Here is a 14,139-nt window from a genome sequence, read left to right as displayed (position 1 = left end):
GGCTCGCGATTACTGGGCGATCTGGGTGATCTGGAAGGGCACCGGCTGCTGGGCCTGATGCGGGTGCTCGGCGCCGGCGTAGACCTTGAGCTTCTTGGCCATCTTCCGGCCCAGGGCGTTCTTGGGAAGCATGCCGCGGACGGCCTTCTCCACCGCCCGGTCCGGACGCTTCTCCATGAGCTCGCCGTAGCTGACGGAGCGCAGACCGCCGGGGTATCCCGAGTGGCGGTACGCCTTCTTCTGCTCGAGCTTGTTGCCGGTCAAGGCGATCTTGTCGGCGTTGATGACGATGACGAAGTCACCCGTGTCGACATGCGGAGCGAAGATCGGCTTGTGCTTCCCGCGAAGCAGGGTCGCCACATGACTGGCCAGCCGGCCGAGCACGACGTCGGTCGCGTCGATGACGTACCACTGACGTTCGACGTCGTTGGGCTTCGGTGAGAACGTGCGCACGGCAGTGCCTTCTGTTGGAATGTGAACTCTCGGTAGGTTGCGCAGGCACGGCGACAACCTCCGTCTCCACATGTACGGGAGAAGACGCCGGACGCGCCGTGCACCGGTCTACGAGCAGACCGATCCACACACAACGAACTAGCAGACTACCGGCCCCCTGCCACCTGGTCAAAACGGCGAGAGAGCCGCGCCATTGGAACGACACATTTGAACGTTCATCAAATCCATACCCAATCGCCCCTTCTTCCCCATGACGCGGATCTCTATATTTGACTGCGGTATGTGGCAGACCCCTCACAAAAAACACACCTTCCGGGCCCCCTTACGGGGGACTCAGATGGGTCTGCTGGCGTGCGCCGCGGCCATCCTGCTCACCGGCGTCGTGATCGGCCGCATGAGCGCGAGGTCGGACGAGGGCGGCGACGTCTATCTGCGTCAGGTGGAGTCCACCCCGTCGGCAAGCAGGAAGGCGCCGGACGCGGCGCCGCGCGACCGGCCCACCCTCGACCACGTGCTGCGCACCGTGGCACCGGTCGTCCCCCGGCAGGTGCCGCAGCGCAGGCCCCGCAGGGAACGGCCGCCCTCGAACGTGATCGGCGGCTCCGGCGGCGGTTCGTCGTACACCGTGATCACCCCGGGAACGGACGGGGGTGAGGACTCCTACGACGCCGACACGATGCGGTCCGCCTCGATGGAGGCCGAGGTCGTCCGCCTGGTCAACGCCGAGCGCCGCAGGCACGGCTGCCGGCCTCTGCGGGTGGACCGCCGCCTGGTGGAGTCCGCCCGCGCGCACTCGGACGAGATGGCGTCGAGCACGCTGTTCCGGCACAGCTCGCCCGGGGGCGCCTCCCCCTGGGACCGCATGGGCGCGGCGGGCTACCCCGACGGCGGGGCCGAGACGATCGCCAAGGGCTACCAGACCCCCGAGGAGGTCGTACGCGGCTGGATGGCCGGGCGGAGCGACCGCGCCACGCTGCTCAACTGCCGCCTGGTCGCGACCGGGGTCGGCGTGAGCACGGGCGGAGGCGGCCCGTGGTGGACCGAGGACTTCGGGTATTCCTGACGCTTCCTCATCTGTCCATTTAGCCGACTAATCTCAGCGCCATGGGTTATCCCGGCGACCAGCAACCACCTCCGCCGAACCATCCCGCCGATCCCCGCAGGCGGGACCTGCCGCCGTACGCCGGCGGGGACGACTCGCCCCTCGCCGGCCGTCGCGACGCGCCCCCCCACGGCGGGGGCCAGCCGCCCTACCAGCGCGAGCAGGCGCCGTACGCCCGCGAGCAATCGCCATATGAACGTGAGCAGGCGCCCTACCAGCGTGAACCGTCCCCGTACGCCCGCGAGCAATCGCCGTACACACGCGAGCAGGCGCCCTATCAGCCCTACCAGCAGCAGCCGGAGCAGCCGCCGTACGCCGGGCGCGGGCCGTACGAGCAGGAGAGCCCGAACCGGGCGGAGCAGCTCGCTTCGGGTCCGGGCCCGTACGCGCTCCCGGGCGGCGGTCAGGCGGGCGGCGACTGGGACGCGAGGCGGCAGCCGACGGCGCCGCGGGTGCCTCCTCCGCCGGAGCCCGAGTGGGATCCGGACGCGAAGGGGCCGCTGTGGCGCCGCCCCTGGGTCCTCGGCCTCGCCCTGCTGGCCCTGATCGGGGTGCTGTTCACCGGGGTCTGGTACGCAGCACGCAACGAGAAACCGCCCGTGGCCGCTCCGAAGCAGACCGCCCCGCCCCCGACGCTCGCCCCCCAGGCCCCTCTCGGGAAGTACGGCTACACGGCCTCGCGAACGACCGACAAGAGCCCACTGTCACTCGGGGAGCTGTTCGCCAAACGCAAGATCGTCAAGAACAAGCGGTCGTACGTCCGGACGGTGACGCGCAAGGAGAAGAAGTGCGCGGACGGCGTCACGGGAGACAAAATCACGAAGGCGCTCAAGGCGGCCGGATGCACGCAACTCATGCGGGCGAGCTTCGCGGACGCCAAGGGCACGGTCATCGGCACCGTGGGCGTCGCCAACCTCAGGACCTCCGCCGCGGCGAAGAAGGTCGCCTCCGCCGGAGGCGGCGGGGAGCGCAAGGACTACCTCAAGCCGCTGCCGGGCAAGGACGAGGCCACCAAACACCTCGGCACCGGCGAGGCCTACGCGGGCGGCTGGACCCACGGCCACTACGCGGTGCTGCTGTGGTTCCAGTTCAAGGACGGCCGTAAACCAGCCAAGAATGAACTGAAACGGCTCTATCAGGTCGCGGTGGACGTCACCGACGCGACTGTTTTCCCTGCCCTGGACACCCGCTCGCTGACCGGTGGCCCCAGATGAGGCCAGGCGTTCCCTGAGGTGGGAGCCGCTGGGCGACCCGGGGCGGCACGGACCGAAACGCCCAGAGGGGCACGCCCAACGCGTCCACGCCGTTACGCTTCCGGCTATGCGTGGCAAGGATTCCGGTTCCGAGCACGAACACGAAACGGCGTGGACCCGCCCCGAGGCGGACGCCGAGGGCTCGGCGACACCTCCGACGCCACCTCCGAGCTTCGGACAGACCGTCCCGCCCGGATCCGGGCAGCCTCCGGCGGACGGCGGCACGGCCTGGGCTCCGGACGCCGCCGCCTCGGCGGGCCCGCCTCCAGAGGTGCACTACCCGACCAGGTATGGGCCACCCGGCGGTCTCAGGGCAGGGGAACCGCTCAACGACGACCCGGAGAGCACGAACAGGTTCAGGGCCGTCCCGGCATACGGCCCCCCGCCCGCCGCTCCCCACGCACCGGGGAACGCCGGCGGAGCGGAGGACGCGAGGTCCCTTCCCGCACCGCGCCGCCCGGAAGACGAGGGCCCCGGCAGGCCGGCGTCCGGCGAGCCGTATCCCGGGGTCGAACCTGGAGCCGGCCCGTACGCCGACCAGGGAGCCGTGCCGCAGCAGCCCGCGTACGGCGGAGATCCGTCGTCCTGGCACCAGCCGGAAGGGCAGGGAGTGCACGTGTGGCAGCCGCCCGCGGCCCACGGCGACCAGCGGCAGCCCGGGTACGGCCCGCCCTCATGGCAGCCCCCGGCCCCCGTCGCGCATCCCTGGCAGCCTCCCGTGGGTCACGCCCCCGATTCTCACCCTCCTGTGCCCGGCCCGGGCACTCCCTCCTGGCAGCCCCAGAGCCCAGGCGGACCGGCACAGAGCGGACCGGCACAGAGCGGACCGGCCTGGCAACCCCACGCCGACCCGAACGCCCCACACCGGCCGCAGCCTGACCCCGGTACCGCGCACTGGGGTCAGGCCGACCCCACCGCACAGGGTTACCCGAACACACAGGGTTACCCTGACGCACAGAACTACCCGAACACACAGGGCCACCCCGGCGCACAGAACTACCCCAGTGCACAGGTGGGCCCCAACGGCCCTGGCTGGGAGCAGGCTCCAGGCGCGGGCGGCCCGCCCTGGCACCCCGCGCAGCCGTCCTGGGGCCCCGCGCAGGCCGCAGGCGGTCCCGCGTACCCGCAGGCTCCCCCGCCTCCGGGGCCGCAGCAGCCCGCGTACGGCCCCGGCGCGGGCCCCGGTCCCCAACAGCCCCCCTACGGCGCCGGGCCGCACTCCTGGCAGCCGCCGGCGGAGGGAACGCCTGGATCATGGCAGCCGCCGGCCGACCCGGGTGCGCAGACATGGCAGCCGCACGGGTCTCAGCCACAGGGGCCCGGGACACCGGCCTGGGCGCCGCCCCCGAACGCGGCCCCGCCGTCGTGGCAGCAGGAGCCGCCGCCTCCGGGCGCCGGGGCTCCGCACATGTGGTCCGCTCCCGTCGGTGACCCCGGCCCCCAGCCCGGCGGTGTCACCTCCTGGCCCTACTCGGGTGACGAGTCGCAGTGGCCGCAGGGCCCCGGACAGGCCGGGACGGCTGACACCGGCCCCGCCCCGTGGTCGCCCCCTCCGGCCGCCGAACCGACCGCTCCCGGCGCCTTCGGCGCGTCCCCCTCGCCGTACGACACAGGGCCGCAGGCGGAGCCCGTAGCCCGGGAGCCGTACGACGACGGGTCCCAGGGGCGGTCATGGCAGGACCAGGCCGGGTCCGCCGGCTGGTCGCAGCCCGGAGGCGCCCCCGCCACACCGGACTCGTACGCTCCGGGTCAGCAGAACACCGGAGGTCCGTGGGCCGTCCAGCCCGGGCAGGCCGCGCCCGGCGTGCCGTCGTTCCCCGAATGGGGGCCCGCCTCCGCCGCGGGACAGCCCTCCGGCGGGGAGACGTGGCCGCAGGCTCAGGCGCCCGCCCAGGGGTATTCGCCGGCGGATCCGCAGCAGCAGGTGCCCCAACATGGGCCACAGCACGAGCCCCAACATGATCCGCAGTACGGATCACCCCCGGGCGCCCCGGCAGAGCCTCCCGCGTCGTCGCTCCACGACGAGAGGCAGCACGGCGCAGGGCGGCACGGCGGCGGACGGCACGGCGCAGGGCAGCAGGACGAGGGATGGCAGGGGCACGCTTCCGGCGCCGCCGAGCCCGGCGCGCACCAAGCCGCCCCACCGCATGCCGCCCCACCGCATGCCGCCCCACCGCATGCCGCCCCACCGCATGCCGCCCCACCGCATGCCGCCCCACCGCATGCCGCCCCACCGCATGCCGCGCCACCGCAGCCCGATCCCGGGATCCCGGCCACGCAGCCGGAGACGTACGCGGAGGAAGCCGTGTCCCCCGAGGCGATCCGCCCCGGGGAGCCCGGCGACGTGCCCGTCTGGCCGCCACGGCTGCCGGGCGAGCCGTATCCGCAGGGAGACAGGCCCGCCGGCACCTCCTGGCCCCCGGTGCACGCCTACCAGGGCGAGCCGGGCGCGACGCAGGCGCCCACGGCCCCGGCCGGCGACCGGGCAGGAACGAGCGAGCCGGGCGGCACGTCCGGCGACACGCTCGCTGCCACCGACACGCCGGAGCACACGAGCGCGCCCGGCCGGCTCAGCATGTCCGGCCACTCCGGCGAGCCCGGCGCGCATGACCAGACCGGCCCGGGAACGCCCACGGACTCGTCGCGTCGATCGGGTGTGCCCGCCGACGAGCGCCCGCCGTCCGACGGCGCGAGCTCATTCGCCGGCGGCGCTCCCGGCAGCACTCTCGGCGGCGCGCCCGACGGCGCTCACGGCGACGGCCCCGGTCAGACGGACACCCCCGCCGACGAGCGGACGCTTCCGGGCGGTGCCGTGCGGGACGCTGTCGCGGACAGCGTCCCGCCGCAGGGCGCCCAGGCGTCGCATCCCTTCGCCCCGGGCCACGCCGGGCCGCCCCAGGGCTTCGGAGCCGAGATCGCGCACGCGGTGACCCCGATCGAGGGGTTCCCCATCGAGGGTTTCCAGCAGGGCGAGGGCGTCCACGAACCCGACACACAGCACGAATCTGGCCAGACCGCCACATATCGCGATTACAGCACCGCGCAGGGCGAACAGCGGGCAAGCTACGACAGGACGACACAGCCGCTCGTCCCGCCGCAGCCCGAGGAGCCGTTACAAGCGCCCACTCAGACATCGAACGCGCCGAACCAGGCACAGGACAGCGCACCGTCCGGGACGCCGCTGGGGACACAAGACGGGACACAAGACGGGACACAAGACGGGACACCGGCCGAGACCGCCTGGCCGCCGTCCCAGTCACCGTCCGAGACGTTCCCCGCGAATGTCCCTCCAGCCGCCGCGTCCCCGGGCGCGGCGCCCTCTGACACGCCGCCCACGGGCCCGTCCGCGAGCGACGGCGCCACCGGAGCGGACTCCCCCGACCCCAGTTCAGGACAGATGGCGACAACCTCCTCCACGACCGGTTCGCCCTCACAGCCGACCGGTGAGACTCCGTTCGCGTTCACGCCGGTGACACCGGCCAAGGCGGGCAAGCCTGCGCCTCCGCCCGGATTCGGGCCGGCTCCCTCCGCCGGCGGCACCTCTCCTGCGGGCAACCTCCCCGCGACGCTGGGCCCCGGCAGCCCTCCCCCCTCCGGAGGAAAGGTCAAGCGGATCCTGATGGCCGCCGGAGCGGTGGTCGTCGTAGGGGCGATCGGCACCGCGGCCTACTTCGCGTACTCGGGTGAAGCGGATGGCGGCCACGCCGCCCCGACGCGGGCGGCCACCACCGCTCCCCCTTCCGACGAGCCACAACCGAGCCCCACGGTCGCCTCCGTCATCCTCGACTCCGAGCAGACCGACCCCAAGACCCTCAAGCCGGGAGAGGCGTTCCCGGACGAGAAGGTCACGCTGGCCGGGCGGACGTACCGCCGGGTCAAGGTCGACGCGACCGACGACTGTGAGAAGGCGGCGATGGGCGCGTTCGCGCAGGCCCTCACCGACCAGCAGTGCCGCAGGGTGCTCAGGGCCACCTATGTGGACGGCAAGCGCCAGTACGCGGTGACCACCGGCATCGCCGTGCTGCCGGGCAAGACCGAGGCCCTCGCCGTGGACCAGGCCAAGAATCTCGGCACGAACGTCTGGTTCCGCGGCCTCGACGGCAACCAGGCGAGCGGAGCGGACAAGGTGTCGATCTCCGGTGGCTACGCCGCCGGCATGGTGTGGGGACGCTACATCGTGTTCAGCTACGCCACCTACGCGGACGGGCACACCCCGGACGCGAACGACAACACTCTCGGGCCGATCAGCGGCGCCTTCCGCGACAACATGGCGAAGGTGATCGAAAAGCGCGCCGCACGCTGACGGTCCCGGCGCGTGGCCTCCCGGCGCGGAGATCACGCGCCGCCCCACCGCACGGCGTGGAAGCGACTCTCGGCGTCAGGAGCCTCGCGGCGTCAGGAGTTCAGTGTGCGCACCCGGCGGGTGGCGGCGGCACGTCGCGCCAGTTCCTCCGGCTCGGGGTAGCGCACCTCCTCCAGCGTCAGCCCGTGCGCCGGAGCGACGTGCACACCCGAGTCCCGTACGGCTCTCGCCAGCACCTCGGCGGGCCACTCGGCGGGCCGCCTGCCCTCCCCCACGGACAGCAGCGCACCAACCAGCGCCCGGACCATCGAGTGGCAGAAAGCGTCGGCGACCACGGTCGCGAGGAGGATCCCGTCCTCGCCCCTGACCCAGTCGAGCCGCTGCAGCTCACGGATCGTGGTCGCGCCCTCGCGCCTGCGGCAGAAGGCGGCGAAGTCGTGCTCGCCCAGAAGGCGGGCGGCCGCGGCGTTCAGCAGGCCGACGTCCAACGGCCGGGCGTACCACAGCACCTCGCGCCGCCGCAGTGGGTCCACCCCGCCGGGGCCGTCGCCGACGCGGTAGCCGTACCGGCGAGACAGCGCGGAGAACCGGGCGTCGAAGCCCTCGGGCGCCACGCTGACGGTGTGGATCCGCACGTCGAGGGGCAGCACACCGGCGAGCCGTCTCGTCAGCGCGGCGAGCCGTTCAGCGCCGCGCTCCTCCCACGTGTCCTCCGGGTCCGCGGGGACGGCAGCGCGCCCCGACGAGGCGGCGGCCAGCGCGGCGATCGGAAGGTCGACGTGCGCCACCTGCCCCCGAGCATGGACACCGGCGTCCGTGCGACCGGCGACCGTGAGCGGCGGCGGGGCGTCCAGGCGCAGGATCCGGCCGAGCGCGTCCTCGATCTCCCCCTGCACGGTCCGCCGTCCGGGCTGTCGCGCCCAGCCCGAGAAGTCCGTTCCGTCGTAACCCAGGTCCAGCCTCAGCCGCAGTTCTCGCCTCACGACATCCCTCGTACGGTGGCTCGTACGGTGCACAAACGAAGAGCGGGCCCAGCGTTCCCCGAAGGGAAACTGAGCCCGCTCACAGAGCCTGGGATCAGGCCTCGTCCTTCTTGTCGCCCTCCGCCGGGGCGGCCTCGGAGGCCTCGGCGGTGGTGCTCTCGGCGGCCTCGTCCTGCGCCGCCGGCGTCTCCTCGACCTCCGCCGGAGCGGCCGGAGCGGCCTCGGCGGCGGGCGCGGCCGGAGCCGTACGGGAGACCCGGACCGGGTTCAGCTGCTCGGTCACCAGCTCGATGACCGCCATGGGGGCAGCGTCGCCCTTACGCGGGCCGAGCTTGGTGATCCGGGTGTAACCACCGGGACGCTCGGCGTACGTCGGGGCGATCTCGGTGAAGAGGTGGTGGACGACGCCCTTGTCGCGGACGACCGTCAGCACCTGGCGACGGTTGTGGATGTCGCCCTTCTTCGCCTTGGTGATCAGCTTCTCCGCGAGCGGGCGGAGACGCCTGGCCTTGGCCTCGGTGGTGGTGATCCGGCCGTTCTGGAACAGCGCGGTGGCGAGGTTCGCCAGGATCAGCCGCTCGTGAGAGGGGCTGCCGCCGAGGCGGGCGCCCTTGGTGGGCTTGGGCATTTCATGCTCCTCATGGGATAACCCGCTCCGGCCGTGTCAGGTACCGGGGTCGGGCCGACCGGCGTACCGGTCGTGACTTGTCATCGCCGCCTCATGCCGCCCTCGACGGGCGGCACGAGACGGTGGTGCCGCTGCTGAAAGACGCGAGATCAGTACTGCTCGGTCTCGATGAACCCGCCGTCCTCGTCGTCGTACCCGCCGCCGGCGACGGCGGAGGGGTCGAATCCGGGCGGGGAGTCCTTGAGAGCCAGACCCATCTCGTGCAGCTTCTGCTTGACCTCTTCGATCGACTTGGCGCCGAAGTTGCGGATGTCCAGCAGGTCCTGCTCGCTGCGGGCGACGAGTTCACCCACGGTGTGGATGCCCTCGCGCTTGAGGCAGTTGTACGAACGGACGGTGAGGTTGAGCTCCTCGATCGGCAGCGCCAGGTCGGCCGCGAGAGCCGCGTCCGTCGGCGACGGGCCGATGTCGATGCCCTCGGCCTCCACGTTGAGCTCGCGGGCCAGGCCGAACAGCTCGACCAGGGTCTTGCCGGCCGAGGCCACCGCGTCGCGGGGCTTCATGGACGGCTTGGTCTCGACGTCGAGGATCAGCCGGTCGAAGTCCGTGCGCTGCTCGACACGGGTGGCCTCGACCTTGTAGGTGACCTTGAGAACCGGGGAGTAGATCGAGTCGATCGGAATCCGGCCGATCTCCTGGCCCGGCTGCTTGTTCTGGGCGGCGGAGACGTAGCCGCGACCGCGCTCGACGGTCAGCTCCATCTCCAGCTTCGCCTTGCCGTTCAGCGTGGCGATGTGCAGGTCGGGGTTGTGCACCTCGACACCGGCCGGAGGCGCGATGTCGGCGGCGGTGACCTCACCCGGGCCCTGCTTGCGCAGGTACATGACCACAGGCTCGTCGTGCTCGGAGGAGACGACCAGCGACTTGAGGTTCAGGATGATGTCGGTGACGTCTTCCTTGACCCCGGGCACGGTCGAGAACTCGTGCAGCACGCCCTCGATGCGGATGCTGGTGACCGCCGCCCCCGGGATGGAGGACAGCAGCGTGCGCCGCAGCGAGTTGCCGATGGTGTAGCCGAAGCCCGGCTCGAGCGGCTCGATGACGAACCGGGACCGGTGCTCCTCGAGCGACTCCTCCTGGAGGCTCGGGCGCTGTGCGATGAGCATCAGGATCTCCTGGATCCGGGACCGCCCCGTCGCGACGGACGAGGGGTCCCTGGGTTACGGCGACGCCCGCTATTTGACGCCGCTCGCCTACAACCATGATGCCGTACGGCCGGGAATGTACCAGCCGTACGGCGCCATGAACTGCCGGGGCCCTACTACTTGGAGTAGAGCTCGACGATCAGCTGCTCCTGGACCAGCGTGTCGATCTGCTGGCGGACCGGGAGCTGGTGCACGAGGATGCGCATGCTCTCGGCGGAGACACCCAGCCACGCCGGGACGGTCTTGTCGCCGGCGGTCGCGCGGGCCACCTCGTACGGGAGCAGGTTGCGCGACTTCTCGCGGACCTCGATGATGTCGTGCTCGCGCACGCGGTACGACGGGATGTCGACCTTCCTGCCGTTCACGAGGAAGTGGCCGTGGCGCACCTGCTGGCGGGCCGCGTCCCGCGACTCGGCGAAGCCGGCGCGGTAGACCACGTTGTCGAGACGGCTCTCCAGGATCTGGAGCAGGTTCTCACCGGTCTTGCCGCCCTTGCGGTTGGCTTCCTCGTAGTAGTTGTGGAACTGCTTCTCGAGGACGCCGTAGATGCGGCGGGTCTTCTGCTTCTCACGAAGCTGAAGCTGGTACTCCGACTCCTTCGGACGGCCGCGGCCGTGCTCACCGGGCGGGTACGGGCGGATCTCGATGGGGCACTTGGCGGACTCGCACTTCTTGCCCTTGAGGAAGAGCTTGGTCTTCTCTCGACGGCAGAGCTTGCAGTCCGGACCCGTGTAACGAGCCATTTCTTTCTACTCTCCTGAGCTCAGACGCGACGGCGCTTGGGCGGACGGCAGCCGTTGTGCGGGACCGGGGTCACGTCCTGGATGGACCCGACCTCGAGGCCGGTCGCCTGCAGCGAACGGATCGCGGTCTCACGGCCGGAGCCGGGGCCCTTGACGAAGACGTCGACCTTGCGCATGCCGTGCTCCATGGCGCGGCGGGCGGCGTTCTCGGCAGCCATCTGGGCGGCGAACGGGGTGGACTTACGGGAGCCCTTGAACCCGACGTGGCCGGCGCTGGCCCAGGAGATCACGTTCCCGTTCGGGTCGGTGATCGAAACGATCGTGTTGTTGAACGTGCTCTTGATGTGGGCGTGCCCGTGAGCGACGTTCTTCTTTTCCTTGCGGCGCACCTTCTTCGGTGCGCCCTGGCGGCTCTTCGGCGGCATTGAAGCGCTAACTCCTGGAAATGTGGCTGCTAAGGACTACTTCTTGCCGGGCTTCTTCTTGCCGGCAACGGTCTTCTTCTTGCCCTTGCGGGTGCGCGCGTTCGTCTGCGTCCGCTGACCGTGGACAGGCAGCCCCTTGCGGTGCCGGATGCCCTGGTAGCAGCCGATTTCGATCTTGCGTCGGATGTCGGCCTGAATCTCGCGGCGAAGGTCGCCCTCGATCTTGTAGTTCGCCTCGATGAAGTCACGCATCGGGACGAGCTCGGCGTCCGTGAGCTGGTGGACGCGCAGGTCGGGGCTGATGCCGGTCGCGTCAAGGATCTCCTTGGCGCGGGTGCGGCCGATTCCGAAAACGTAGGTGAGAGCGATCTCCAGCCGCTTGTCGCGGGGGAGGTCGACGCCAACCAGGCGGGCCATGGTCGGGCATTCTCCTTCAGTGTGGCGGAGGTCTTGCGCCACACTTCCCCTCCCATGCCCGGGCGAGGGCCCCGGCCTCCGACCGGGGGTCTCCCACGTGGTACGGCTCTCGCCGCCTGCGCGGGTGTGTGACGCGTCTTCGTTGTCCCGGCCCTCATGCGGGTCGAGTCCGCCACGCGGACGGACTCAGCAGGGGCCTGGTGGCGACGTACTGGAGAGGAAGGTCGGCCTCGCCCGGCACACGGCCCGGCGCAGCCCCCGTCCGCTCAGCCCTGGCGCTGCTTGTGGCGCAGGTTGTCGCAGATCACCATGACGCGACCGTGCCGGCGAATCACCTTGCACTTGTCGCAGATCTTCTTGACGCTCGGCTTGACCTTCATAGTCCTTATTCGTTCCGCATACGGCCCGTCCCGCTGGCGGGGGGCCTACTTGTACCGGTAGACGATCCGCCCACGACTCAGGTCGTAGGGGCTCAGCTCCACGACTACCCGGTCGTCGGGCAGGATCCTGATGTAGTGCATCCGCATCCGCCCACTGATATGGGCCAGGACCTTGTGACCGTTGTCGAGCTGCACCCTGAACATGGCATTCGGGAGCGACTCAATAACAGTGCCCTCAATCTCGATGGCGCCGTCTTTCTTGGCCATGGCCCTCGCGTTTCACTGATCGGATCGTCTGAGGCTTCGGAACACTAAGCAGCCGCGACCTTCGTGGCGCTTCCAGAGAGCGGCGACCAGCAAGGCCGCCTAGGCGCAAAGGTCATAGTGAACCGACAAAGGAGTGTACGACAACCCGGGCCGAATTGCGAAACGACGGCAGGGGTCCCGACACAACCAGATCACAGCGTACCCCCGGCGGGTGCGTCCGGCCAATTCCGCGCCCGGCCACGTCCGGCCGAGTCTGCAGGGTCCGCGCCGCGCCGATGTCCTCATCGGGCCGTTCACGTCGCCCAGGTCCACGTCCGCCCGGTCCCGTGTCCGGGGCCGATCGGGCCTTCACAGGGGAAGCCGCCGCACCCGCCCGCCCGGCACCGCCGAAATGCCGGGACGGGTGGGTGCGGCCCGATCACCGCGGGCGCACGGCCCGAGCGGGGCCGTACGTCGCGACATCGGACATCTACCCGCCGCCGGCTCTCACGACATCGGCGCTCCGGTAAAGAAGGGGCCGCACACGCGGAAGGGCGCGGGCGCCCCGCCCGGCCGACGCGTACGGCGAGGAGAGCGATCGGCGTCAGAAGGGTCGGGACAGCGTGGGCGTCAGGAGTCGCGCCGGGACTGTCCGCTGATCGTGTTGATGAGGAGGATGATCCCCCAGGGGCCCATGACCCACAGCGGCCACGGAGGAACGAAGTGGCCCGAGGCGACGAAGGCGAGGAGCCAGAAGAGCCAGCACATGGCGCTGACCCCCGCCCAGGCGGTCCACGCGTTCTTCAGGCTCCGTGCCTTGTCGTCCGGCCGGGCCGGATGAGCCCCCTGTGCGGGCGCGGCGGCGGCGGGCAGCCGGTGCAGGTCGATCTCGGGCAGATCCGAGGTGAGCGTGGCCAGCTCCCCGTACGTACGGCTCTGGTAGACCCGCTCCAGCCGCTCGTTGAACTCGTCGATGGTGAGCCTGCCCTCGGCCACGTGCTCGCGCAATGCCGCCGCGACCCGGTCCCGGTCGCCGTCGGAGGCCCGCATCTCCGGAGCTGCAGCCATCACCATCTCCCGGTCATTCGAGCGATACGACCATTATTGTTCAGACGCCGCCGGAGCGGGCGTTCCCGATCAGAGGGCGGTATCCCCCGCCTGGGTTGCCACGTCCGGGAACCGGGAGGCTCCGCCGTCCAGTGCGGTCAGCACCAGCGGGCCGTTCTCGGTGACCGCCACGCTGTGCTCGAAGTGCGCAGAGGCCCGGCCGTCGAGGGTGACGACCGTCCAGTCGTCGGCCAGCACCTTGGTCCGGTCGGTGCCGAGGTTCACCATCGGCTCGACCGCGAAGCACATGCCCACCTCGAACCGGGGCCCCCGCCCCGGGCGGCCGTGGTTGGCGATCCACGGGTCCATGTGCATCTCGGTGCCGATGCCGTGCCCACCGTACTCCTGGGGGATGCCGTAGCGGCCCTGGGAACGCACGTACTGCTCGACCTGGTGGCCGATGTCGGACAGGTGCCCGCCGACCCGCAGGGCCGCGATGCCCCGCCACATGGCCTCCTCGGTCACCCGGATGAGCTCGAGCAGTTCGGGGTCGACCTCGCCGATCGGCACCGTGATCGCCGAGTCCCCGTGCCACCCGTCGAGGATCGCGCCGCAGTCGATCGAGATGATGTCGCCCTCGCGGAGCTCCCGGCGGTCGCTGGGGATCCCGTGGACGACCTCGTCGTTCACGGAGGCGCAGATCGTGGCGGGGAAGCCCTGGTAGCCCTTGAACGACGGGATCGCGCCCTCGCCCCGGATGGCCTCCTCGGCGATGGCGTCGAGATCGAGCGGCGTCATCCCGGGCCGGACCGAGGTCCGGAGCAGTTCCAGCGTCCTGCCCACGACGAGGCCGGCCGCGCGCATCTTCTCCAGTTGCTCGGCGCTTTTGATCTGAATTCCGTGCCGGTTTTTCTTGAACACGTAACGCACCCCCTCTCGAATTGTCCCATATAA

The 14,139-nt window shown here is 71.0% G+C and carries 15 protein-coding genes; 3 read left to right on the top strand and 12 right to left on the bottom strand.

The genetic code is table 11. The features are described from left to right. Positions 1 to 9: 9 nt before the first annotated feature. Positions 10 to 453 (bottom strand): 50S ribosomal protein L13, encoded by a 444-nt coding sequence (gene rplM, locus ACQPZZ_RS06215; RefSeq protein ID WP_363639227.1) that lies wholly within the window; start codon positions 451 to 453, stop codon positions 10 to 12. Positions 454 to 790: 337 nt separating this feature from the next. Here rplM and ACQPZZ_RS06210 point away from each other — a divergent pair, with 337 nt between their 5' ends. Together ACQPZZ_RS06210 and ACQPZZ_RS06205 are read left to right on the top strand one after the other, a co-directional pair. After that, complete coding sequence (locus ACQPZZ_RS06210; RefSeq protein ID WP_363639225.1) at positions 791 to 1,516, top strand: CAP domain-containing protein; 726 nt, start codon at positions 791 to 793, stop codon at positions 1,514 to 1,516. Between the two features lie 41 nt (positions 1,517 to 1,557). Next, positions 1,558 to 2,769, top strand: a complete 1,212-nt coding sequence (locus tag ACQPZZ_RS06205; RefSeq protein ID WP_432929736.1) for a hypothetical protein — start codon at positions 1,558 to 1,560, stop codon at positions 2,767 to 2,769. Between the two features lie 2,014 nt (positions 2,770 to 4,783). Here the strand turns inward: ACQPZZ_RS06205 and ACQPZZ_RS06200 are convergent. Beyond that, on the bottom strand, positions 4,784 to 5,047 hold the full coding sequence (locus ACQPZZ_RS06200; RefSeq protein WP_432929734.1) for a hypothetical protein: 264 nt from the start codon (positions 5,045 to 5,047) through the stop codon (positions 4,784 to 4,786). 66 nt (positions 5,048 to 5,113) lie between these two features. Between ACQPZZ_RS06200 and ACQPZZ_RS06195 the strand changes: the two genes are divergently transcribed. Continuing rightward, complete coding sequence (locus ACQPZZ_RS06195; RefSeq protein ID WP_432929732.1) at positions 5,114 to 7,111, top strand: hypothetical protein; 1,998 nt, start codon at positions 5,114 to 5,116, stop codon at positions 7,109 to 7,111. Between the two features lie 92 nt (positions 7,112 to 7,203). Here ACQPZZ_RS06195 and truA read toward each other — a convergent pair whose 3' ends face one another. From truA to map, 10 genes are all read right to left on the bottom strand, one after another. After that, complete coding sequence (gene truA, locus ACQPZZ_RS06190) at positions 7,204 to 8,094, bottom strand: tRNA pseudouridine(38-40) synthase TruA (protein WP_432929730.1); 891 nt, start codon at positions 8,092 to 8,094, stop codon at positions 7,204 to 7,206. A 94-nt stretch (positions 8,095 to 8,188) separates the two neighbouring features. Next, positions 8,189 to 8,722, bottom strand: a complete 534-nt coding sequence (gene rplQ / locus ACQPZZ_RS06185; RefSeq protein WP_432929728.1) for a 50S ribosomal protein L17 — start codon at positions 8,720 to 8,722, stop codon at positions 8,189 to 8,191. Between the two features lie 149 nt (positions 8,723 to 8,871). Then, positions 8,872 to 9,888: a DNA-directed RNA polymerase subunit alpha gene (locus tag ACQPZZ_RS06180; protein WP_363639215.1), complete on the bottom strand. Its 1,017-nt coding sequence runs from the start codon at positions 9,886 to 9,888 to the stop codon at positions 8,872 to 8,874. A 155-nt stretch (positions 9,889 to 10,043) separates the two neighbouring features. Continuing rightward, positions 10,044 to 10,670, bottom strand: a complete 627-nt coding sequence (gene rpsD, locus ACQPZZ_RS06175) for a 30S ribosomal protein S4 (protein WP_363639213.1) — start codon at positions 10,668 to 10,670, stop codon at positions 10,044 to 10,046. A gap of 20 nt (positions 10,671 to 10,690) precedes the next feature. Then, positions 10,691 to 11,095 (bottom strand): 30S ribosomal protein S11, encoded by a 405-nt coding sequence (rpsK, locus tag ACQPZZ_RS06170; protein ID WP_020542285.1) that lies wholly within the window; start codon positions 11,093 to 11,095, stop codon positions 10,691 to 10,693. Positions 11,096 to 11,131: 36 nt separating this feature from the next. After that, a complete protein-coding gene (gene rpsM, locus ACQPZZ_RS06165) occupies positions 11,132 to 11,512 on the bottom strand; it encodes a 30S ribosomal protein S13 (protein ID WP_169951815.1) in 381 nt (126 codons plus the stop codon). A 266-nt stretch (positions 11,513 to 11,778) separates the two neighbouring features. After that, positions 11,779 to 11,892: a 50S ribosomal protein L36 gene (gene rpmJ / locus ACQPZZ_RS06160; RefSeq protein WP_003956441.1), complete on the bottom strand. Its 114-nt coding sequence runs from the start codon at positions 11,890 to 11,892 to the stop codon at positions 11,779 to 11,781. A gap of 45 nt (positions 11,893 to 11,937) precedes the next feature. Beyond that, positions 11,938 to 12,159 (bottom strand): translation initiation factor IF-1, encoded by a 222-nt coding sequence (infA, locus tag ACQPZZ_RS06155; RefSeq protein ID WP_030508344.1) that lies wholly within the window; start codon positions 12,157 to 12,159, stop codon positions 11,938 to 11,940. Between the two features lie 609 nt (positions 12,160 to 12,768). Then, positions 12,769 to 13,206 (bottom strand): DUF1707 SHOCT-like domain-containing protein, encoded by a 438-nt coding sequence (locus ACQPZZ_RS06150; protein ID WP_432929724.1) that lies wholly within the window; start codon positions 13,204 to 13,206, stop codon positions 12,769 to 12,771. A gap of 69 nt (positions 13,207 to 13,275) precedes the next feature. Beyond that, on the bottom strand, positions 13,276 to 14,106 hold the full coding sequence (gene map / locus ACQPZZ_RS06145) for a type I methionyl aminopeptidase (RefSeq protein WP_432929722.1): 831 nt from the start codon (positions 14,104 to 14,106) through the stop codon (positions 13,276 to 13,278). Between the last annotated feature and the right edge of the window lie 33 nt (positions 14,107 to 14,139).

Origin of the sequence: Microbispora sp. CA-135349 (assembly GCF_050947365.1) — a bacterium.
Lineage (GTDB): Bacteria > Actinomycetota > Actinomycetes > Streptosporangiales > Streptosporangiaceae > Microbispora.
This window is presented reverse-complemented; position numbering and strand designations above follow the sequence as displayed.